Consider the following 19,907-nt stretch of genomic DNA (forward strand, 5'->3'; position numbering starts at 1 on the left):
CGATGGCGGCAGAAATGCCAGCCAGCGGGATCAGACGTTGAACAGGAAGTTCATCACATCGCCATCTTTGACGATGTAATCTTTACCTTCAGCGCGCATTTTACCGGCTTCTTTCGCGCCCTGTTCGCCTTTGTAGGCGATAAAGTCTTCATAAGCGATGGTCTGCGCGCGGATAAAGCCTTTCTCGAAGTCGGTGTGGATCTTACCGGCTGCCTGCGGCGCAGTCGCCCCTACCGGGATGGTCCATGCGCGCACTTCTTTCACCCCAGCGGTGAAGTAGGTCTGCAGGTTCAGCAGGGCGTAACCAGCGCGGATCACGCGGTTCAGACCCGGCTCTTCGAGGCCCAGCTCAGCCATAAACTCGTCACGTTCTTCATCGTCCAGCTCGGCGATGTCCGCTTCAACCGCGGCGCACACCGGCACCACCACAGACCCTTCCTGCTCGGCGATGGCGCGAACCTGATCGAGGTACGGGTTGTTCTCGAAACCGTCTTCATTGACGTTCGCGATGTACATGGTCGGCTTCAGGGTCAGGAAGCTCAGATAGCGGATGGCGTCTTTCTCTTCTTTGGTCAGATCCAGCGCGCGCAGCATACCGGCGTTTTCCAGCTGCGGCAGGCATTTCTCCAGCGCGGCCAGCTCAACTTTCGCGTCTTTATCGCCGCCTTTGGCTTTTTTGGAGACGCGGTGAATCGCGCGTTCGCAGGTATCAAGGTCAGACAGCGCCAGTTCGGTGTTGATAACGTCGATATCTTCCGCCGGGTTCACTTTCCCCGCGACGTGAATGATATTGTCGTTTTCGAAGCAGCGAACCACGTGACCGATAGCTTCGGTTTCGCGGATGTTGGTCAGAAACTGGTTGCCGAGACCTTCGCCTTTGGACGCGCCTTTAACCAGGCCCGCGATATCAACGAACTCCATGGTGGTCGGCAGGATACGCTGCGGTTTGACGATTTCAGCCAGCTTGTCCAGACGCGGATCGGGCATCGGTACGACACCGGTGTTCGGCTCAATGGTACAGAAGGGGAAGTTGGCCGCTTCAATACCCGCTTTGGTGAGCGCATTGAACAGGGTGGATTTGCCGACGTTGGGCAAACCGACGATACCGCATTTGAATCCCATGATTTAAATCACCTTAATCTTTGGATAATCAATCTGTTACAAGGAACAGATTGCAGAAAATTGAATAGCTTTGCCTATTATACACGGTGCGCGGCAAAAATGCCGCACGACAACGGCTTATTGCGCCTTAAAGGCGTGTAAACGGTTGGTCGCTTTGGTGAGACCATCCTTTAACCAGATTTCCGTACAGCGCGCCGCTTCGTCGACGGCATCATCAATCAGTTTCTGCTCGCTGGCCGGCGGTTTGCCGAGCACAAAGCCGACAACCTTGTTTTTATCGCCCGGATGGCCGATCCCGACGCGTAAGCGGTGAAAGTTCGGGTTATTGCCGAGCTTGCTGATGATGTCCTTCAGGCCGTTGTGGCCGCCATGGCCGCCGCCAAGCTTAAATTTCGCTACGCCCGGCGGCAAATCCAGCTCATCATGGGCAACCAGAATTTCGTCCGGGTTGATGCGATAAAAGGTTGCCATCGCGGCCACGGCTTTACCGCTAAGGTTCATAAAGGTGGTGGGCACCAGCAGGCGAACATCCTCGCCCGCCAGGTTGATGCGCGAGGTGTAGCCGAAGAATTTGCTCTCTTCGCGCAGCGGCGCGCGATGGCGATCCGCCAGTAAATCCACATACCAGGCGCCAGCGTTGTGCCGGGTGGCGGCATATTCCGCACCGGGGTTGGCCAGGCCGACAATCAGTTTAATGGTCACGTTTTCTATCCTGCATGGGGCATTCTCTGCCGCGTAGTGTACTGTCTGCGGGCGCGCTTGACAAAATTCTGGCTATAAGACAATACCGGCATTGATGATTTACTCACTAAATCATTAGAATTTGATATGGTTCATAGACTTATTTGTAAATTTTTGTCTATTCGCTGTTCACTAATGTGATCGTGGGCGCACTCCGCAGAAGAGACCTTGTCTATACTACACCTATAAGATTTGGGGACATTCCCTGGCAACCCAAAGTCCGGAGGTGACACATGAAACGCAAAAACGCTTCGTTACTCGGTAACGTACTCATGGGGTTAGGGTTGGTGGTGATGGTTGTGGGGGTGGGTTACTCCATTCTGAACCAGCTTCCGCAGCTTAACCTGCCACAATTCTTTGCGCATGGCGCTATCTTAAGCATCTTCGTCGGTGCTGTGCTCTGGCTGGCCGGAGCCCGTATTGGCGGCCACGAGCAGGTCAGCGACCGCTACTGGTGGGTGCGCCACTACGATAAACGCTGCCGTCGTAACCAGCATCGTCACAGCTAACCGCAACCGCATTTTCCGCATCGGCCTTCCGCGGCCGATGCGTTTTTCTCTGACTCTCGTTATCGCTTCTTCTTTTTCCCGCCATATTACGACCCCCATTCCGACCTGAGCTTCGTGATGCTATGGTTGCCGCCAAAAGTGAATATTAAGCGCGTTTTATACTTGACCCTGACGTTACGTCAGGCAGCAGAGTAGCGGACCTGGCCACAGAGAGGAGCAGTCATGTTAATTCAGGTGGGAGAGCTGGCGAAGCGCGCCGGACTGACGGTGCGTACGCTGCATCATTATGAACAGACGGGGCTGTTAACGCCTTCGGCCAGAAGCGAGGCGGGCTATCGGCTCTATAACCTGTCAGCGGTTCAGCGCCTGCATATGATAAAGGCGCTGGCGCAGACCGGGCTGACGCTCGCCACCATCAAGGACTATCTCGATCGGCAAACGCTGTCGCTGCCTGAGCTGCTGACGCAGCAGATAGAGACGCTGAATGACCAACTGCGTGATGTCGCCAGGCTGCGCGACCGGCTGTTGGCGCTGCGCGAGGCGCTGGCGAGCGGCAATGAACCCGATCTGGAGTCCTGGCTACAGACGCTGGAGTTAATGAAAATGTACGATCGTTGGTTTAGTCAACAGGAGTTAGCCGCGCTGCCGTTTGCGGCACAGGATGAACAGCGCGCCCAAGCGTGGCGCGAGCTAACGGAGGAGGTGCAGACGCTGATGGCGAGCGGCTGCCCGACGGACAGTCCGCAGGCGATGAGTCTGGCGACGCGCTGGATGGAGCGCCTGGAGCAGGATACAGCAGGGCGCCCGGAGTTTCTGACCCGCCTGAACGCGATGCATGCCGCCGAGCCGCAAATGGTTGAACAGACCGGCGTCACGCCGGCCATCATCGCCTTTATCACCGAAGCCTTTGCCGAAAGCAAACTGGCCATCTGGGCGCGGTATCTCGACGATGAAGAGATGGCGTTCACCCGCCAGCACTATTTCGACCGGCTACAGGAGTGGCCAGCGCTGGTGGCGAAGCTGCATCAGGCATGTCGGGAGGGTATAGCGCCGGATTCAGCGTCGGGTCAGGCGCTGGCCCGGGCGTGGCTTGAGCTGTTTCAGTCCTACGCCGGTACCCGGCCGCAGACGTTGCAGAAGTTTCGTCGGGCAATGGAGCAGGAGCCGCATTTGATGAAGGGCACCTGGATGACGCCGGCGGTGCTGAGCTGGCTACAACAGGCGACGGGGGCGTTGATGCGGCAGGCGCAGGGGCCTGCCGCCGGGTGATCACAGGTCAGCCAGCGCGGCCTGACGATCGGGGTAGAAGCTCAGGCGGCCTGGCAGCGGCTTGACGCCGGCGCGCGCTAACGTGCGTAGCGGCTGAAACTCGAGGTTAGATACGCGCAATTCACAGCCTTCCGGCAGCTTGTTCACAAAGCGCTGGAAGGCATCCAGACCGCCGGCGTCGAGAACCGGCACGGCGTCCCACTTCAGCACCACGATGCGCTTGCCGGCGATCCGGGTCTCCAGATCGTTGAATAAACCTTCGGCGGCGGCAAAGAATAGCGGACCGATCACCCTCAGCACCAGCACATCGTCTGGCACTTCGACGTTGACCGGCGCCAGATGCGTCATGCGCGCGATACGGCGCATAAACAACAGCGAAGCCAGCACGATCCCGACGCTGATGGCGATCACCATATCAAACAGCACCGTCAGCGACATGCACATCAGCATCACCACGATGTCGTCCTTCGGCGCGTGGCGCAGCAGATTGATGACTTTATGCGCCTCACTCATGTTCCATGCCACCATCAGCAGCAGGGCGGCCATCGCCGACAGCGGCAGCCAGGAGAGCAGCGGGGCGAGGATCAGCAGCGCCATGATCACCAGCAGGGCGTGGATCACGGCGGCAACCGGCGATGTGGCGCCGGCGCGCACGTTCGCCGCCGAGCGGGCAATCGCCGCGGTGGCGGTGATCCCGCCGAAGAACGGCGCAACGATGTTGCCTAGCCCCTGGCCAATCAGCTCGCTGTTGGCTTTATGCTTGGTACCGGTCATACCGTCGAGCACCACCGCGCACAGCAGAGATTCAATCGCGCCGAGCATCGCCATGGAGAAGGCGGCAGGCAGCAGCGCCTGCAGCGAAGCCCAGCTCAGGGTAAAGCTGGAGCCCGGCATATCCCAGGGCAGCACCAGCTGCGGCAGCAGCTGCGGAATGCCGTTGCCCTGAGTGCCGTCCGCCAGCTGATAGTGAAACTGCGAGCCGATCGTCGCCACATCGCCGCCGAGCAAGTTGACTACCAGCATCACCGCGCAGCCGGCCAGCAGCGCGGGGAGGTGGCCCGGCAGACGGATACCCAGCCGCGGCCAGAAGATCAGGGTGCCGAGGGTGACGACGCCGATGGCGGCGTCCCCGACGTTAATGGTCGGCAGGGCCATGGCCAGCGCGGCCACTTTCTGCAGATAATGCTCCGGCACATGGGGCATCTGCAGGCCGAGAAAATCCTTAATCTGCATGGTACCGATAGTGATACCGATCCCGGAGGTGAAGCCGAGGGTGACCGACAGCGGGATATATTCGATCAGGCGGCCAAAGCGCGCCAGGCCGAAAAGAATTAAAAAGATCCCCGACATCAGCGTCGCCACCAGCAGCCCCGCCAGGCCGAACTGCTGGGAAACCGGATAGAGGATCACCACAAAGGCGGCGGTCGGGCCGGAAACGCTAAAGCGCGACCCGCCGGTTAAGGCGATCACAATCCCTGCCACCGCTGAGGTATAGAGGCCGTACTGCGGCGGCACACCGCTGCCAATCGCCAGCGCCATCGCCAGCGGAATCGCAATGATCCCGACGGTGATCCCGGCGATCAGGTCACGCGTGAAGCGGGCGGTGGTGTACTGTTCTTTCCAACAAGCGTCGATGAGGGCGCGGAAAGGCATCACATGTGAGGAAAATAATCTGTTCACAATAATGTTTCATCCATGAGCGCATCATCTGTCAACTAAATGGCAGGTGAAGGAGGCATTGATCATTTCCACGTCATCTTTCGGGATGCCTCTGTGTTGGCTGCGTTCATTTACCCCGGTCACGTACTGCCTGTACGCTCCCGGGGATTCATTCACTTGCCGCCTTGACGCATGCCGAATGATGTTGTGGAAGAATTAAAAATGCAGAGACAAAAAAACCCGCCGCAGCGGGTTTTTGTGCTCGGCTCGATTAATGTTCGAACATAGCAGAGATTGATTCTTCATTGCTGATACGGCGAATAGCTTCAGCCAGCATACCGGAGAGCGTCAGAGTACGCACTTTATCCAGCGCTTTAATTTCTGGTGCCAGCGGAATGGTATCGCAGACGACAAATTCATCGATCACAGAGTTTTTGATGTTCTGGATTGCGTTGCCGGAGAAGATTGGGTGCGTCGCGTAAGCGAATACGCGTTTCGCGCCGCGCTCTTTCAGCGCTTCTGCCGCTTTACACAGGGTGCCGCCGGTGTCGATCATATCGTCGACCATCACGCAGTCACGACCAGCGACGTCGCCGATGATATGCATCACCTGGGAGACGTTGGCGCGCGGACGACGCTTGTCGATGATGGCCATATCGGTATCGTTCAGCAGTTTAGCGATAGCGCGAGCACGAACTACGCCGCCGATGTCTGGAGAAACCACGATCGGGTTGTCCAGGTTCAGCTGCAGCATATCTTCCAGCAGGATTGGGCTGCCGAACACGTTATCAACTGGCACATCGAAGAAGCCCTGGATCTGTTCTGCGTGCAGGTCAACGGTCAGCACGCGGTCAACGCCGACGCTGGACAGGAAATCCGCCACCACTTTCGCGGTGATTGGCACACGAGCAGAACGAACACGACGGTCCTGACGAGCATAACCGAAGTAAGGGATAACGGCGGTGATACGACCTGCCGAAGCACGACGCAGAGCATCAACCATAACAACCAGTTCCATCAGGTTGTCATTGGTGGGAGCACAAGTGGACTGGATGATGAAAATATCACCACCGCGTACGTTTTCATTGATTTGTACGCTGACTTCGCCGTCGCTAAAACGACCTACAGCGGCGTCGCCAAGAGAAGTGTACAGGCGGTTGGCAATACGTTGTGCTAGTTCCGGGGTGGCGTTACCAGCAAAAAGCTTCATATCAGGCACGAGAAGAACCTCAGGCATGCGTCCAGTGGTGGATGAATGGGCCAATAATGTGCGGGCTGGCGCCATTCGATCCAGTCGGTGTATTTAAAGAGCACGATGCAACGTCTGGAACAGGGTGACGTTGTCACCGTAACTCAATTTCCCCGGCTGACTCATGATCGTTGCGCCATCACAGCGCAGGAATCAGAGCAGGGCCTGCTTGAGCGGCGAGAGATTGACTCCGCGCGCCACAAAGCCATTTAGCCATGCCGGGGCAGTGTCCAGCACCTGACGGGCAGCGGATTCGGTGTTAAATTCAGCAAACACACAGGCCCCTGTGCCGGTCAGGCGTGACGGCGCATATTCTAACAGCCAGGAAAGCGCGGCATCAACCTCGCGAAAACGTTTTCTTGCGATAAGCTCGCAATCGTTGCTGAATTCACAATTTAATAACGTATTAATTGACCGGCGCGGGGTATTTCGTGGTAGCTCCGGGTCGCGAAAAATGATCGGCGTCGGAATACTGACGCCTGGATGAGCCACCAGGTACCATTTTTCCTCGGGTTCCACCGGCGTGAGAATTTCACCTACTCCCTCGGCAAAGGCGGCATGGCCGCGCACGAAGACCGGCACATCGGCCCCCAGCTGCAGACCAAGGGTCGCCAGCTCATCTTCCGAAAGCCCGCAGCCCCAGAGATGGTTAAGCGCCACCAGCACGGTGGCGGCATTGGACGAGCCGCCCCCCAGGCCGCCGCCCATCGGCAGGCGCTTATCGATACTGATATCGGCGCCGCTGCCCGCCGGCAGGCGGCCGCTTTCGCCGGCGGCGCTCATCAACAGACGCGCGGCGCGAATAATCAGATTTTCTTCATCCGGTACACCGGCCACCGGCGTCAGCAGACGCAGTTCGCCGTCAGCGCGCGGTTCGATGGTCAGCGTATCGCCATAGTCGAGGAACTGAAACAGCGTCTGCAGGGTGTGGTAACCATCGGCCCGCTGGCCGGTGATATATAAGAACAGATTCAATTTTGCAGGTGAGGGCCAGCGGCTCATCATTTCACGATCCAGTTATCCATCTTCAGCTTGATGCGCTGGGCGCCATTGTTTAGCTCGACATTAGACGGCAGGGCTGGCTGGGTATCGGTGGTGTAGCCGCCGTAGGTGACGTGCCAGGTTTTGCCGTTTTGCGTGTAGTTCAGTTCGCGCAGACGGTACCGATCGTCCAGCGAATAGTCGGTGGCGTCACCCGGCAGGCCGATGATCCACTGGCGCAGGCTGTTCAGCGGGATCGGCATCCCGGTCAGGCGGCCAATCATCTCTTCGGCATCGGTGGCGGTATAGGTCTGGCCTTTGTTGTCGATCAGCTGCACGCTGCCCGGCTGGGCGGTCAGCGACAGCTCGGTGCTGCCCAGCGGGTTAGTTAACAGCAGGCGATAGCGGTCCTGACCGGTTTGCTGCCAGAAGAAGCGGGCATAGACTTTTTGCTCGTCGGAGAGATAGGCAAACGCCCCGCGGGTCTGGAACTGGTTGAGGCTGCGAACAGCCTGCTGGTGCTGGCGCCACTGCGGCGAATCCGGGCTTTTGCCAGGCCCCTGGGGGGTATGAACAGAACAAGCGGTCAGGACGAGGCTGGCCAGCGGCAGCAGGCGGAACAGTCGATTCATAATGATGACAAATCCTTGATGTCTACAGTGAAATCCGGCGGCAGGGGAACAGCGGGCCGATTTGTGTAGCAGGTTACATTTATAACCCTTAATGCTAGCGTCGCCGGGCGATAGCGTCTACGTTCAAGTTGTCTGAAATCAAAAAATTAACCTTAATGGCGGTCTTGCTTTGGCTATTACTCCAAAAGGGGAGCCTCTCTTTTATTGATTACGCGCATCCTGTATGATGCACTCAGACTAACCTTAGCAACGCTGGTACTACTCCCTCACAATGACCCTTTTAGCTCTTGGCATCAATCACAAAACAGCTCCGGTCGCCCTGCGAGAACGCGTCACGTTTTCGCCGGAAACGCTCGATAAGGCGCTGGAGAGCTTGCTGGCTCAGCCGATGGTGCAGGGTGGAGTGGTGCTGTCGACCTGCAACCGCACGGAACTCTATCTCAGCGTCGAAGAGCAGGATAACCTGCAGGAAGCGCTGATCCGCTGGCTGTGCAATTACCACGGCCTCAATGAAGAAGACCTGCGTAAAAGCCTCTACTGGCACCAGGATAACGACGCCGTCAGCCATCTGATGCGCGTCGCCAGCGGCCTTGATTCGCTGGTGCTGGGCGAACCGCAGATCCTCGGTCAGGTGAAAAAAGCCTTCGCCGATTCCAGCCGCGGCCACCTCAACGTGAGCGAACTGGAGCGGATGTTCCAGAAATCGTTCTCGGTGGCCAAGCGCGTGCGTACCGAAACCGATATCGGCGCCAGCGCCGTTTCCGTCGCCTTCGCCGCCTGTACCCTGGCGCGGCAAATCTTTGAATCCTTGTCGAGCGTGACGGTGCTGCTGGTCGGCGCCGGTGAAACCATCGAACTGGTGGCGCGTCATCTTCGCGAACATCACGTGCGCAAAATGGTGATCGCCAACCGCACTCGTGAACGCGCCCAGGCGCTAGCGGAAGAAGTGGGCGCCGAGGTGATTGCCCTTAGCGATATCGACGAACGGCTGAAAGAGGCCGACATCATTATCAGCTCCACCGCTAGTCCGCTGCCGATCATCGGCAAAGGCATGGTGGAGCGCGCGCTCAAGGCGAGGCGTAACCAGCCGATGCTGCTGGTGGATATCGCCGTCCCGCGCGACGTCGAACCGGAGGTCGGTAAACTGGCTAACGCCTACCTCTACAGCGTCGACGATCTGCAAAACATCATTCAGCATAACCTGGCGCAGCGTAAGGCCGCGGCGGTGCAGGCGGAATCGATCGTCGAGCAGGAGACCAGCGAATTTATGGCATGGCTGCGCGCGCAGAGCGCCAGCGAGACCATTCGTGAGTACCGTTCGCAGTCTGAGCAGGTCCGTGAGGAGCTGACGGCGAAGGCGCTGGCCGCGCTGGAGCAGGGCGGCGATGCCCAGGAAATTATGCAGGATCTGGCGCGTAAGCTCACCAACCGCCTGATCCACGCGCCAACCAAATCTCTTCAGCAGGCCGCCCGTGACGGGGACGACGAACGCCTGCATATTCTGCGCAACAGCCTCGGGCTGGAATAGCGCACCTTTCTCTTATTTTCAGGACAGGGTGAATTCACGCCTATGAAGTCTTCTATTGTTGCCAAACTGGAAGCGTTGTACGAGCGCCACGAAGAAGTGCAGGCGCTGCTCGGCGATGCCGCGACGATTGCCGATCAGGATAAATTCCGCGCGCTGTCGCGGGAGTATGCTCAACTGAGCGATGTGGCGCGCTGCTATACCGACTGGCGTCAGGTGCAGGAGGATATTGAAACCGCACAGATGATGCTCGACGATCCGGAAATGCGCGAAATGGCGCAGGAAGAGCTGCGGGACGCCAAAGATAAAGGCGAACAGCTGGAGCAACAGCTGCAGGTCCTGCTCCTGCCGAAAGATCCCGATGACGAGCGTAACGCCTTCGTGGAAGTACGCGCCGGGACCGGCGGCGACGAAGCGGCGCTGTTTGCCGGCGATCTGTTCCGCATGTACACCCGTTACGCGGAATCGCGCCGCTGGCAGGTGGAGATCCTCAGCGCCAACGAAGGTGAACACGGCGGCTTTAAAGAGGTGATCGCCAAGATCAGCGGCGACGGCGTCTACGGCCGGCTCAAATTTGAATCCGGCGGCCATCGCGTGCAGCGCGTGCCGGCCACCGAGTCGCAGGGGCGTATCCACACCTCCGCCTGTACGGTGGCGGTGATGCCGGAGCTGCCGGAGGCGGAAATGCCGGATATCAACCCGGCGGATCTGCGCATCGATACCTTCCGCTCCTCCGGCGCGGGCGGGCAGCACGTTAACACCACCGACTCGGCGATCCGTATTACCCACCTGCCCACCGGCATCGTGGTGGAGTGTCAGGACGAACGTTCTCAGCATAAAAACAAAGCCAAGGCGCTGTCGGTGCTGGGTGCGCGGATCCGTGCCGCCGAAGTGGCCAAGCGTCAGCAGGCGGAAGCCTCCACGCGCCGCAACCTGCTGGGCAGCGGCGACCGCAGCGATCGCAACCGTACCTACAACTTCCCGCAGGGCCGGGTGACCGACCACCGCATCAACCTGACCCTTTACCGTCTGGATGAGGCGATGGAGGGCAAACTCGACATGCTGATTGAGCCGATTGTCCAGGAACACCAGGCCGATCAGCTGGCGGCGCTGTCCGAGCAGGAATGATGACCTTTCAGGCCTGGCTGCAGCAGGCAATCGCCCGCCTGGCGGAGAGCGACAGTCCGCGACGCGACGCCGAGATCCTGCTGGGACACGTCACCGGCCGGGCGCGCACCTGGATCCTGGCCTTCGGCGAAACGACGCTCTCCGCTGACGAGGCGACGACGCTGGAGGCGCTCCTGCAGCGACGCCAGCGCGGGGAGCCCATCGCCCATCTGGTCGGGCAGCGGGAGTTCTGGTCGCTGCCGCTGTTTGTCTCCCCGGCGACGCTGATCCCCCGCCCGGATACCGAATGTCTGGTAGAGCAGGCGCTGGCGCGTCTGCCCGTCGCGCCGTGCCGTATTCTCGACCTCGGCACCGGGACCGGCGCCATTGCCCTGGCGCTGGCCAGCGAGCGTCCGGACTGTGAGATCACCGCGGTGGACGTCATGCCGGACGCCGTGGCGCTGGCGTTGCGTAATGCCGCCCATCTGGGCATCGCTAACGTGACGATACGGCAAAGCGACTGGTTTGCCGCGCTGGCCGGGCAGCGTTTCGCCATGATCGTCAGCAATCCCCCCTATATCGACGCTGCAGACCCGCATCTCGCCGAGGGCGATGTGCGCTTTGAGCCGCTAACGGCGCTGGTGGCGGGCGATGAGGGGCTGGCCGATCTGGCGCAGATTATCCGCGAGGGGCGGCAGTATCTGCAGCCCGGCGGCTGGATGCTGCTGGAGCATGGCTGGACCCAGGGCGAAGCGGTGCGCGAGCTGTTCCGCGAAGCGAGCTATCTGGACGTCGCGACCTGTCGCGACTATGGCGACAATGAGCGTCTGACCCTCGGACGTTTACCCGACATGGAGAACGTTGGCTGATGAACTTATTCACGGCTGTCCTCTATCTGCACATCGCCAGCGTGGTGGTGTCGGTAGGATTGTTCGTTTTACGTTACTGGTGGATGTATCACCAGAGCCCGCTGCTGAACCAGCGGTGGGTGCGAATTGCGCCGCACTGCAGCGATACGCTGCTGTTTCTCAGCGGTGCGGGATTAATGGCGATAACGCACTACCTGCCGTTCACAGAAGACGGCGCATGGCTGACTGAAAAGCTGTTTGGCGTTATCATTTATATCGCATTAGGTTTTATCGCGCTGGGCCGTCGTCGTCCGCGCAGCCAGCAGAGCCGCTTTATCGCGTTCCTGCTGGCGCTGGTGGTGTTGTTTATCATCATTCAACTCGCCATCACAAGAATACCGATACTGGGGTAGGTCATGGGGTCATTAGCGGATTTCGAATTTAACAAAGCGCCATTGTGTGATGGCATGGTCCTCATTTCTGAACAGGTTCGCGACGATTTTCCGACGCGTTTTGTCGAGGAAGAGCTGCAGCGGCTGCTGCGCCTCGCGCAGGAGGAGATTGCGCCTTCGTGGGACCAGGAACGCCAGATAGAACGCCTGCTGGCGCTGTTTTACGAGGAGTGGGGCTTTGGCGCCTCGCAGGGCGTTTATCGTCTTTCCGACGCGCTTTGGCTGGATAAAGTGCTGGTCAACCGTCAGGGGAGCGCGGTGTCGTTAGGCGCGATCCTGCTGTGGATCGCCCAGCGTCTGGGGCTGCCGGTGGTGCCGGTGATCTTCCCGACCCAGATGCTGCTGCGCGCGGACCCGGAAACCAGCGAAGAGATGTGGCTGATTAATCCGTTCAATGGCGAAACCCTCGACGAACATACTCTGGAGGTATGGCTGAAGGGCAACATCGGGCCGGTGGCGGAACTGTTTAATGAAGATCTCGACGAAGCGGATAACGCCGAGGTGATCCGCAAGCTGCTGGACACCCTGAAGTCGGCGCTGATGGAAGAGCGGCAGATGGAGCTGGCCCTGCGCGCCAGCGAAGCGCTGCTGCAGTTTAACCCGGAAGACCCGTATGAGATCCGCGACCGCGGGCTGATATATGCCCAGCTGGATTGCGATCACGTGGCGCTGCTGGACCTGAGCTATTTTGTCGAGCAATGTCCGGAGGATCCGATTAGCGAGATGATCCGCGCACAAATCAACACGATTTCGCACAAACAAATTACATTGCATTAGTCTGGAACCATTCCGGTTACACCCTGATAAGGCGAACTTATGAAACAAAAAGTGGTTAGCATTGGTGATATCAACGTAGCGAACGACCTGCCGTTCGTGCTGTTCGGCGGGATGAACGTGCTGGAGTCACGCGACCTGGCGATGCGTATCTGCGAACATTACGTCACCGTTACGCAGAAGCTCGGCATCCCCTACGTCTTCAAAGCCTCCTTTGATAAAGCCAACCGTTCCTCCATCCACTCCTATCGTGGGCCGGGTCTGGAAGAAGGGATGAAGATTTTCCAGGAGCTGAAGCAGACCTTTGGCGTGAAAATCATCACCGACGTTCATGAAGCCAGCCAGGCGCAGCCGGTGGCTGACGTCGTGGACGTGATCCAGCTTCCCGCCTTCCTCGCGCGCCAGACGGACCTGGTGGAAGCGATGGCCAAAACCGGGGCGGTGATCAACGTCAAGAAACCGCAGTTCGTCAGCCCGGGCCAGATGGGCAACATCGTCGATAAGTTCATCGAGGGTGGTAACGACAAAGTGATCCTCTGCGACCGCGGCGCTAACTTCGGTTACGACAACCTGGTCGTGGATATGCTTGGCTTCGGCGTGATGAAGAAAGCCTCCAACAACTCGCCGGTTATCTTCGACGTCACCCACGCGCTGCAGTGCCGCGACCCGTTTGGCGCTGCCTCCGGCGGTCGCCGTGCGCAGGTGAGCGAGCTGGCCCGCGCCGGTATGGCGGTAGGTATCGCCGGTCTGTTTATCGAAGCGCATCCGGATCCGGACCACGCGAAATGCGACGGCCCGTCCGCGCTGCCGCTGGATAAACTGGAGCCGTTCCTCAAGCAGATGAAAGCGATTGACGATCTGGTGAAAAGCTTCGACGAGCTGGATACCAGCAAGTAAGCCTGACCTCATCAGTTAAAAAGCCTGCCGGCGTCAAAACCGGCAGGCTTTTTTTTCGCCCGGACTCCGCCGGGCGGGGAAGCGAGGTCAGGCGAAAATGGTCATCAGGTAGGCGGCGAAAAGCGCCAGATGGGCCGCGCCGTTCAGCACATTGGTGCGTCCGGTGGAGAAGGAGATATGGCACAGCACCAGCGAGGCGACCATCACCACCATCTCCGGCGCGCCAAGGCCAAAGCGCAGCTCATTGCCGGTCAGGAAGGCGATGAGGGTGACTACCGGGACCGTCAGTGAGATGGTGGCCAGCACGGAGCCGAAGAACAGGTTCATCGCCCGCTGTACCTGATTGTTGAGCACCGCTTTGAGCGCGCCAAGGCCTTCCGGCGACAGGATCAGCAGGGCTACCAGGAAGCCGGTAAAGGCCACCGGGGCGTTCATGCTGGTCAACAGCGTTTCCAGCGGGTTGGCGTTCATTTTCGTGACGGCGATAACCGCCACCAGGTGCACCAGCAGCCAGGCGGTATGCCACCCGCTGCTGTGGGCGGAGGGTTTACCGTGGTGCGGGTCGTCATCGTCGCCGTCGTCTTCATGCTCATAAACAAACAGACTCTGATGGGTTTTGGTCTGAATAAGCAGGAAAACACCGTACATGGCCGCCGAAATCACCGCCACCAGCAGCGATTGCCCGGTGCTAAAGTTCGCGCCCGGCAGCGCCATGGGAAACACCAGCACGATAATCGCCAGCGGAAACAGGGCGATAAGATACTGCTTAATGCCGAACAGATTCATATATTGGGTGGCGAATTTACGCCCGCCCAGCAGCAGGGAAAAACCGACCAGACCGCCGGTGACGATCATAATGATGGAGTAGAGCGTGTCACGCATCAGGGTCGGCGCGGCGTCGCCGGTGGCCATTAACGCCGAGATCAGACTGACCTCAAGGATAACCACCGACAGGCTGAGGATCAGGGAGCCATAGGGTTCGCCCAGGCGGTGGGCGAGAACGTCGGCGTGGCGGACCACGCTGAAGGCGCTGCTTAAAATACCGACCAGCGCGAGGATGTTAATCGCGATAACCACTGGCAGTGACTGGCTGCTGCCCCAGAAAAACAGCACCGCCAGCGCTAGCACCGGAAAGACGAGGGAGGACTCCTTATGGCGGGTTTTTACCGCCTCATGTGCATGGGTCATGAACCATCTCCATTTATGCAGGTGTTATAATTATAAAAACGCAGGGCGATAAAGTAACAGATTTTGCTAAATTGCCGCTGGATTTTTACTTAAGTTTACGGGTATCGAGAGATATCTTGATTAGTTTATTATAATTTGCGATTACTCTATTTTTATTATTAATATTCAGATAATTACTAAAATTTATTTTTAACTCATCATCGGCTTGATAGCCTGCCGCCTGCGTTCCAGACTTAAACTTTATGCTCAAACAGGAGGCCATAATGCCCTATCACAGTAAACAAGAGCTCCCCGACAGCGTTAAGCATGTTCTGCCTGCCCATGCGCAGGAAATTTATAAAGAAGCGTTTAACAGCGCCTGGGATCAATATAAGGATAAAGACGAGCGGCGCGATGACGCCAGCCGCGAAGAGACGGCACACAAAGTCGCCTGGGCGGCGGTGAAGAACAGCTACGAGAAAGGCGATGACGATAAGTGGCATAAGAAAAAATAATTGCTGACGCCGCTTTTACGCTTGCCAGCGCCCCGCTGATTGCTTATTGAAAGATAAAGCTGGATAATATTTCAGCAATATTGACGGATGCATGAGACGAACGCCGGGAAGCGGGCAGTGGCGGAGGTAGTAAACAGTGTTAACTCGTGATTTCTTGATGAATGCGGATTGTAAGACAGCGTTTGGCGCTATTGAGGAATCGCTACTCTGGTCGGCAGAACAACGCGCAGCCTCGCTGGCGGCGACGCTGGCCTGCCGCCCGGATGATGGCTCAGTATGGATCTTTGGCTACGGTTCGCTTATCTGGAACCCGGCGCTCAATTATCGCGAGTCCTGCACCGGCACGCTGCCGGGCTGGCACCGCGCGTTTTGCCTGCGGTTGACCGCCGGGCGCGGAAGCGCCTGCCAGCCGGGACGCATGCTGGCTCTGAAAGAGGGCGGCCGGACTACCGGCGTCGCTTATCGTCTGCCGGACGACACGCTGGAAGAAGAGCTGACTCTGCTGTGGAAACGAGAGATGATCACCGGCTGCTATCTGCCCACCTGGTGCAAGCTGGAGCTGGACGACAGGCGAACGGTAAATGCTTTGGTGTTTATTATGGATCCGCGTCATCCGCTGTTTGAGCCGGATACCAGCGCCCAGGTCATCGCTCCGCTGATCGCCCGGGCCAGCGGGCCGCTCGGGACCAACGCCCAGTACCTGTTTTCGCTGGAACAGGCGTTAAGTAAGCTCGGGATGCACGACGCCAGTCTTGATGATCTGGTGGCCAGCGTCCGCGCGCTGTTGGGCGAGAGCCCGACGCCAGGCCTGGCCTGAGCGCGCGGAAAAGAAAAACGCCCGGCATGGCCGGGCGGGTGTTCTGTCAGTGACGGTCAGGCTGGCACGTAGCTGATGGAGTGCTCCAGTGACTGGCTGTGACTGTCGATAAGCACGTTCCAGGTGCCGCTGTAGGGCACCGTCAGATAGGCGCTGTCCCGATCCTGCACGCTCAGGATATCCGCATGGCTGTCGCCAGGGACCTTCGCGCTCATCAGATGAATATGGCAGCGCTCTGAGCACCGCACCACCAGCGTGTCACCGCCAAACAACGTCAAACTTGCTTTTACCATCGCCATTTTTGTACCCCGTTTCTGTCCTGCTACAGCATCCTGCCCACCCAGTCCTCGCGTGATATTGTTCACACTTTGCTCTGTGCATCACACCAAACGGCGCGGGTCGGGATGCTGATTTTGATCAAAAAAAGGGATAAAGATTAAACAAAAATGACGTTGTTCCTGAAAGCATTCAGCTAACGTTTTTTTCGCCTCTTCAGGTGGCGAAACCTGATATTTCCTGCCGTTCGGCACCCCAAATTCAGAAGGTCAGCACTTTATCTGCCGCCAGGGTCCACTGGGCCAGCTCAACGAGAGTGCCAACCTCCACCCCGTCAATCAACGGCAGTGCGCTGACCCCGCGGCCGTCCGCGCAGGTTTTGCACAGCTTCACGGGAACCTGCTGGGCGGTGAGGATCTCCAGCATCTGCTGCACATTATAGCCTTCCGCCGGCTTCTGCCCGCGCAGCCCGGCGGTGACCGCGTCGGACATCAAAAACAGCTTGAGGTCGAGGTCGGACTGCTGTTCGCGCAGGGCAATGGCCAGGCGCAGGCTGTTGAACAGGGACTCGCTGCCGTAGGCGGCGCCGTTGGCGATAATCACAATACGTTGCATACAAACTCCTTCTTAAAGGCACGGTTATTGCTTTACCGCAGTATAAAGCGTTAACCCGGAGGAGGGGTATGAATAATACGACTGGTCACGCGGACGAGGCGACGGCCTGGCTGCAGCTGGCGCGCCGCCTGCAAAAACAACAGCTTCAGCAACTAGCCCGGCTGGGCGAGCTGGCAAGTCAGCTCAGCGCGCTGGTGCATATGCTGCAGTGCGAGCGCGGGGCGTCGAATATTTTTCTTTGCTCGGGCGGCCAGCTGTACGCGGCGGAGTGTCGGGCGGGTGGGGCGCTGGTTGATGAGCGGCTGGCCTTGTTCTATGCCGCCCTCGAACGGGCGCGCGCGGTCGCCGGCAGCGCGCTGTGCTGGCGCATCGCCCGGGCGGTAGGCGATCTGGCGCAGCTCCCGGCGCTGCGTGAGCAGGTCAGCCGCCGGCAGGTAGCCGCTGAAGCCGCGACGGAGCAGTTCAGCCGTATTATCCGCCATCTGCTGAATATCGTCCCGCAGCTCAATGACAGTATTGACGACCCGCCGGTAGCCGGGCGTATGGTCGCCCTGTACAGCTTTATGCAGGGAAAAGAGCTGGTGGGTCAGGAGCGCGCGCTGGGAGCATTGGGCTTTACCCGCGGCGAGTTCAGCGACAGCCTGCGCCAGCAGCTGGTGGACCGTATTGACGGTCAGCAGCCCTGCTTCGACAGCTTCCTGGCGCTGGGCAGCCCGGCGACCGTCCAGCTGTTTACTACCCAGTGTCAGGCCGGTCTGGACATAGAGCAGCTGCGGCGGATCGCCTGCACCCGCCAGCCGGCGGCAGACGGTGGGGAAACGGCGCTGCGCTGGTTCGGCCTGCAGACCCAGCGGCTTGAGCAGCTGCGCGAAGTGGAAGAGCAACTGATCGACGATCTGCTGGACGCCACCGACGCGCTGTTAGAAGACGACGCGCCTGGCTGGCTGGCCGGGGAGGAGAGCGACAGCGTGACGCCGCGGCTGGATAAACAGCTGCTGCCGCTGGTGCGCCAGCAGGCCTATGAGCTGCAGCAGCTCTCCAGTCAGCTGGCTTCGCTGAAAGACGCACTCGAGGAACGCAAGCTGATCGAAAAAGCGAAAAGCCTGCTGATGACACACCAGGGGATGCCGGAGGAGCAGGCCTGGCAGACGCTGCGCAAGATGGCCATGGACAAGAATCAGCGGATGGTTGAGATAGCCCGCGCGCTGCTGATGGTGAAGGCGATCTGGCCAGTAACTCCAAAGGAGTAGATGCACAACCGATGGGCATTTGCTGCCTGTCGGCGGTGCACTTTTGCCTGACAAACCGACCCGGGCGAAAGGAAAAGCCCGCCCGTGCGCCATTGCTAAAGCTGGCATCCTCTTTGCATTAGTTATAGTGAGTGAATAAAAGTCCGGGCGACGAACCAATGGCGGTTCGGGTGTCCGTGGATAAAGGCGTCCTGCAGTGCGTATGCACTGTCGGGCGCTTTTTTTTTGCGCGTGTGGAGCGGATATGAGCGATAAATTTTCAATTTCACGGCGGCGCTTGCTGCAGGCAGGGGCCGCGCTGGGCGGCGCGATGCTGCTGCCGGGCGTGATGCAGGCCGCGTGGGCCGGCGGCTCGGACAGACCGGAGCAGACCACCGTGCGGGTCGGGTTTATTCCGCTGACCGACTGCGCGCCGCTGGCCATCGCTGCGGCGAAGGGGTTTGACAAAAAATATGGCATTAGCCTGGCGCCGAGTAAGGAGGCCAGCTGGGCGGCGGTGCGCGACAAACTGGTGGCCGGTGAACTGGACGCGGCGCATATTCTCTATGGCCTGCTGTACGGACTTGAACTGGGGATCGCCAGCAAGCCGCAGGCGATGGCCAATCTGATGACTCTCAACCGCAATGGTCAGGCCATCACCCTCTCCAGCGAACTGCAGGAGAAAAGGGTGACCGACCTCGGCGGTCTGAAGCGGCTGATCGACCGCAGCGCGCCGGGCAGCTACACCTTCGCCCATACCTTTCCCACCGGCACCCATGCTATGTGGCTCTACTACTGGCTGGCGAGCGCCGGCATCGATCCCTTTAACGATGTGCGCACCGTCGTGGTGCCGCCGCCGCAGATGGTGATGAACATGCGCATCGGCAATATGAGCGGCTTTTGCGTCGGCGAGCCGTGGAACGCCCGCGCCATAAACGACCGTATCGGCTTCACCGCGGCCACTTCCCAGGATATCTGGCCCGAGCATCCGGAAAAGGTGCTGGGCGCCCGTCGCGACTGGGTGGAACGCCAGCCGAACACCGCCCGCGCGCTGGTGGCGGCCCTGATGGAGGCGCAGCGCTGGATCGCCGCCTCGCCGGAGAACACCCGGGAGACGGCCCGCCTGCTCGCCAGGCGCGGCTGGCTCAATACCAAAGAGCAGTACCTCACCGGCCGGATGCTTGGGGAGTATGACAACGGCCTCGGCCGCCGCTGGCAGGATCCCCATCCGATGCGCTTTTACGCCGAGGGCGAGGTGAGCTTCCCCTGGCTGTCGGACGGGATGTGGTTCCTCACCCAGTTTCGTCGCTGGGGGCTGCTGAAACAGGCTCCGGATTATCTCGCGGTGGCGTCGCGCATTAATCGCATCGACGTCTGGCAGGCTGCCGCCCAGGCGGTAGGGGGGATCAGCGCGCCGGCAGCCACGATGCGCAGCAGCACACTGATGGACGGTACGGTCTGGAACGGGTCCGACCCGGAAGGCTACGCCCGCCATTTCGCTATTCAACGTAAGGGGGCATGAG

21 protein-coding genes are annotated in these 19,907 nt (G+C 59.3%); 12 read left to right on the forward strand and 9 right to left on the reverse strand.

The genetic code is table 11. From position 1 onward, the window contains the following. Window positions 1–30: 30 nt before the first annotated feature. Together ychF and pth are read right to left on the reverse strand one after the other, a co-directional pair. Complete coding sequence (gene ychF, locus ABLV64_RS25860) at window positions 31–1,122, reverse strand: redox-regulated ATPase YchF (RefSeq protein WP_004203224.1); 1,092 nt, start codon at window positions 1,120–1,122, stop codon at window positions 31–33. 117 nt (window positions 1,123–1,239) lie between these two features. Continuing rightward, window positions 1,240–1,824, reverse strand: a complete 585-nt coding sequence (gene pth / locus ABLV64_RS25865) for an aminoacyl-tRNA hydrolase (RefSeq protein WP_004180389.1) — start codon at window positions 1,822–1,824, stop codon at window positions 1,240–1,242. Between the two features lie 272 nt (window positions 1,825–2,096). Here pth and ychH point away from each other — a divergent pair, with 272 nt between their 5' ends. Further along, complete coding sequence (gene ychH / locus ABLV64_RS25870; RefSeq protein ID WP_002910437.1) at window positions 2,097–2,372, forward strand: stress-induced protein YchH; 276 nt, start codon at window positions 2,097–2,099, stop codon at window positions 2,370–2,372. A gap of 222 nt (window positions 2,373–2,594) precedes the next feature. Then, window positions 2,595–3,641 (forward strand): MerR family transcriptional regulator, encoded by a 1,047-nt coding sequence (locus tag ABLV64_RS25875; protein WP_023318571.1) that lies wholly within the window; start codon window positions 2,595–2,597, stop codon window positions 3,639–3,641. Here ABLV64_RS25875 and dauA read toward each other — a convergent pair whose 3' ends face one another. The 4 genes from dauA to lolB all read right to left on the reverse strand — a co-directional run bounded on the left by dauA (window position 3,642) and on the right by lolB (window position 8,162). Continuing rightward, a complete protein-coding gene (dauA, locus tag ABLV64_RS25880) occupies window positions 3,642–5,321 on the reverse strand; it encodes a C4-dicarboxylic acid transporter DauA (RefSeq protein WP_004203219.1) in 1,680 nt (559 codons plus the stop codon). Window positions 5,322–5,571: 250 nt separating this feature from the next. Beyond that, window positions 5,572–6,519, reverse strand: coding sequence for a ribose-phosphate diphosphokinase (gene prs, locus ABLV64_RS25885; RefSeq protein ID WP_002910407.1), 948 nt, complete (start codon window positions 6,517–6,519; stop codon window positions 5,572–5,574). A gap of 183 nt (window positions 6,520–6,702) precedes the next feature. Next, window positions 6,703–7,551 (reverse strand): 4-(cytidine 5'-diphospho)-2-C-methyl-D-erythritol kinase, encoded by an 849-nt coding sequence (gene ispE / locus ABLV64_RS25890; protein WP_072500815.1) that lies wholly within the window; start codon window positions 7,549–7,551, stop codon window positions 6,703–6,705. Continuing rightward, window positions 7,551–8,162 (reverse strand): lipoprotein insertase outer membrane protein LolB, encoded by a 612-nt coding sequence (lolB, locus tag ABLV64_RS25895; protein WP_004203216.1) that lies wholly within the window; start codon window positions 8,160–8,162, stop codon window positions 7,551–7,553. Before lolB ends, ispE begins: the two co-directional genes overlap by 1 nt. Window positions 8,163–8,433: 271 nt before the next feature. Between lolB and hemA the strand changes: the two genes are divergently transcribed. Genes hemA through kdsA form a run of 6 tightly spaced genes read left to right on the forward strand, consistent with a single transcriptional unit; the run spans window position 8,434 to window position 13,765 of the window. Continuing rightward, window positions 8,434–9,690: a glutamyl-tRNA reductase gene (hemA, locus tag ABLV64_RS25900; RefSeq protein ID WP_002910404.1), complete on the forward strand. Its 1,257-nt coding sequence runs from the start codon at window positions 8,434–8,436 to the stop codon at window positions 9,688–9,690. Between the two features lie 42 nt (window positions 9,691–9,732). Then, window positions 9,733–10,815: a peptide chain release factor 1 gene (gene prfA / locus ABLV64_RS25905; protein ID WP_004203214.1), complete on the forward strand. Its 1,083-nt coding sequence runs from the start codon at window positions 9,733–9,735 to the stop codon at window positions 10,813–10,815. After that, on the forward strand, window positions 10,815–11,663 hold the full coding sequence (gene prmC, locus ABLV64_RS25910) for a peptide chain release factor N(5)-glutamine methyltransferase (RefSeq protein ID WP_065802593.1): 849 nt from the start codon (window positions 10,815–10,817) through the stop codon (window positions 11,661–11,663). Before prfA ends, prmC begins: the two co-directional genes overlap by 1 nt. Beyond that, window positions 11,663–12,055, forward strand: a complete 393-nt coding sequence (sirB2, locus tag ABLV64_RS25915; RefSeq protein ID WP_008804389.1) for an invasion regulator SirB2 — start codon at window positions 11,663–11,665, stop codon at window positions 12,053–12,055. The genes prmC and sirB2 overlap by 1 nt, the downstream gene beginning before the upstream one ends. Window positions 12,056–12,058: 3 nt before the next feature. After that, entirely contained in the window at window positions 12,059–12,871 is an 813-nt protein-coding gene (sirB1, locus tag ABLV64_RS25920) for an invasion regulator SirB1 (RefSeq protein WP_017899847.1), read from the forward strand. A 39-nt stretch (window positions 12,872–12,910) separates the two neighbouring features. Next, on the forward strand, window positions 12,911–13,765 hold the full coding sequence (gene kdsA, locus ABLV64_RS25925; protein WP_002910393.1) for a 3-deoxy-8-phosphooctulonate synthase: 855 nt from the start codon (window positions 12,911–12,913) through the stop codon (window positions 13,763–13,765). A gap of 87 nt (window positions 13,766–13,852) precedes the next feature. On the opposite strand, the gene chaA is transcribed toward kdsA, so the two are convergent. Beyond that, a complete protein-coding gene (gene chaA, locus ABLV64_RS25930) occupies window positions 13,853–14,953 on the reverse strand; it encodes a sodium-potassium/proton antiporter ChaA (RefSeq protein WP_004203207.1) in 1,101 nt (366 codons plus the stop codon). A 263-nt stretch (window positions 14,954–15,216) separates the two neighbouring features. Here chaA and chaB point away from each other — a divergent pair, with 263 nt between their 5' ends. Together chaB and ABLV64_RS25940 are read left to right on the forward strand one after the other, a co-directional pair. Then, window positions 15,217–15,447: a putative cation transport regulator ChaB gene (gene chaB / locus ABLV64_RS25935; RefSeq protein WP_057215933.1), complete on the forward strand. Its 231-nt coding sequence runs from the start codon at window positions 15,217–15,219 to the stop codon at window positions 15,445–15,447. Window positions 15,448–15,583: 136 nt separating this feature from the next. Further along, window positions 15,584–16,264 carry a gamma-glutamylcyclotransferase gene (locus ABLV64_RS25940; protein ID WP_243816895.1) on the forward strand — a complete coding sequence of 227 codons (681 nt, stop codon included), beginning with the start codon at window positions 15,584–15,586 and terminating at the stop codon, window positions 16,262–16,264. A 56-nt stretch (window positions 16,265–16,320) separates the two neighbouring features. On the opposite strand, the gene ABLV64_RS25945 is transcribed toward ABLV64_RS25940, so the two are convergent. Next, on the reverse strand, window positions 16,321–16,563 hold the full coding sequence (locus ABLV64_RS25945) for a DUF1883 domain-containing protein (protein WP_002910387.1): 243 nt from the start codon (window positions 16,561–16,563) through the stop codon (window positions 16,321–16,323). Between the two features lie 238 nt (window positions 16,564–16,801). Further along, on the reverse strand, window positions 16,802–17,155 hold the full coding sequence (locus ABLV64_RS25950) for a DsrE/DsrF/TusD sulfur relay family protein (protein WP_012541343.1): 354 nt from the start codon (window positions 17,153–17,155) through the stop codon (window positions 16,802–16,804). A 68-nt stretch (window positions 17,156–17,223) separates the two neighbouring features. Here ABLV64_RS25950 and nasR point away from each other — a divergent pair, with 68 nt between their 5' ends. Both nasR and ABLV64_RS25960 read left to right on the forward strand, forming a co-directional pair. Beyond that, window positions 17,224–18,405, forward strand: coding sequence for a nitrate regulatory protein NasR (gene nasR / locus ABLV64_RS25955; protein ID WP_017899845.1), 1,182 nt, complete (start codon window positions 17,224–17,226; stop codon window positions 18,403–18,405). 244 nt (window positions 18,406–18,649) lie between these two features. Beyond that, entirely contained in the window at window positions 18,650–19,906 is a 1,257-nt protein-coding gene (locus ABLV64_RS25960; RefSeq protein WP_348843100.1) for a CmpA/NrtA family ABC transporter substrate-binding protein, read from the forward strand. Window position 19,907: the final 1 nt, after the last annotated feature.

Source organism: Klebsiella sp. JB_Kp031 (genome assembly GCF_040064295.1).
Taxonomy (GTDB): domain Bacteria; phylum Pseudomonadota; class Gammaproteobacteria; order Enterobacterales; family Enterobacteriaceae; genus Klebsiella; species Klebsiella quasipneumoniae.

Coding starts and splice junctions, on each gene's coding strand:
- ychF (WP_004203224.1), bottom strand. CDS start 1,122: ATGGGATTCAAATGCGGTATCGTCGGTTTGCCCAACGTCGGCAAATCC.
- ychH (WP_002910437.1), top strand. CDS start 2,097: ATGAAACGCAAAAACGCTTCGTTACTCGGTAACGTACTCATGGGGTTA.
- ABLV64_RS25875 (WP_023318571.1), top strand. CDS start 2,595: ATGTTAATTCAGGTGGGAGAGCTGGCGAAGCGCGCCGGACTGACGGTG.
- ispE (WP_072500815.1), bottom strand. CDS start 7,551: ATGAGCCGCTGGCCCTCACCTGCAAAATTGAATCTGTTCTTATATATC.
- lolB (WP_004203216.1), bottom strand. CDS start 8,162: ATGAATCGACTGTTCCGCCTGCTGCCGCTGGCCAGCCTCGTCCTGACC.
- hemA (WP_002910404.1), top strand. CDS start 8,434: ATGACCCTTTTAGCTCTTGGCATCAATCACAAAACAGCTCCGGTCGCC.
- prfA (WP_004203214.1), top strand. CDS start 9,733: ATGAAGTCTTCTATTGTTGCCAAACTGGAAGCGTTGTACGAGCGCCAC.
- prmC (WP_065802593.1), top strand. CDS start 10,815: ATGACCTTTCAGGCCTGGCTGCAGCAGGCAATCGCCCGCCTGGCGGAG.
- sirB2 (WP_008804389.1), top strand. CDS start 11,663: ATGAACTTATTCACGGCTGTCCTCTATCTGCACATCGCCAGCGTGGTG.
- sirB1 (WP_017899847.1), top strand. CDS start 12,059: ATGGGGTCATTAGCGGATTTCGAATTTAACAAAGCGCCATTGTGTGAT.
- kdsA (WP_002910393.1), top strand. CDS start 12,911: ATGAAACAAAAAGTGGTTAGCATTGGTGATATCAACGTAGCGAACGAC.
- chaA (WP_004203207.1), bottom strand. CDS start 14,953: ATGACCCATGCACATGAGGCGGTAAAAACCCGCCATAAGGAGTCCTCC.
- chaB (WP_057215933.1), top strand. CDS start 15,217: ATGCCCTATCACAGTAAACAAGAGCTCCCCGACAGCGTTAAGCATGTT.
- ABLV64_RS25945 (WP_002910387.1), bottom strand. CDS start 16,563: ATGGCGATGGTAAAAGCAAGTTTGACGTTGTTTGGCGGTGACACGCTG.
- ABLV64_RS25950 (WP_012541343.1), bottom strand. CDS start 17,155: ATGCAACGTATTGTGATTATCGCCAACGGCGCCGCCTACGGCAGCGAG.
- nasR (WP_017899845.1), top strand. CDS start 17,224: ATGAATAATACGACTGGTCACGCGGACGAGGCGACGGCCTGGCTGCAG.
- ABLV64_RS25960 (WP_348843100.1), top strand. CDS start 18,650: ATGAGCGATAAATTTTCAATTTCACGGCGGCGCTTGCTGCAGGCAGGG.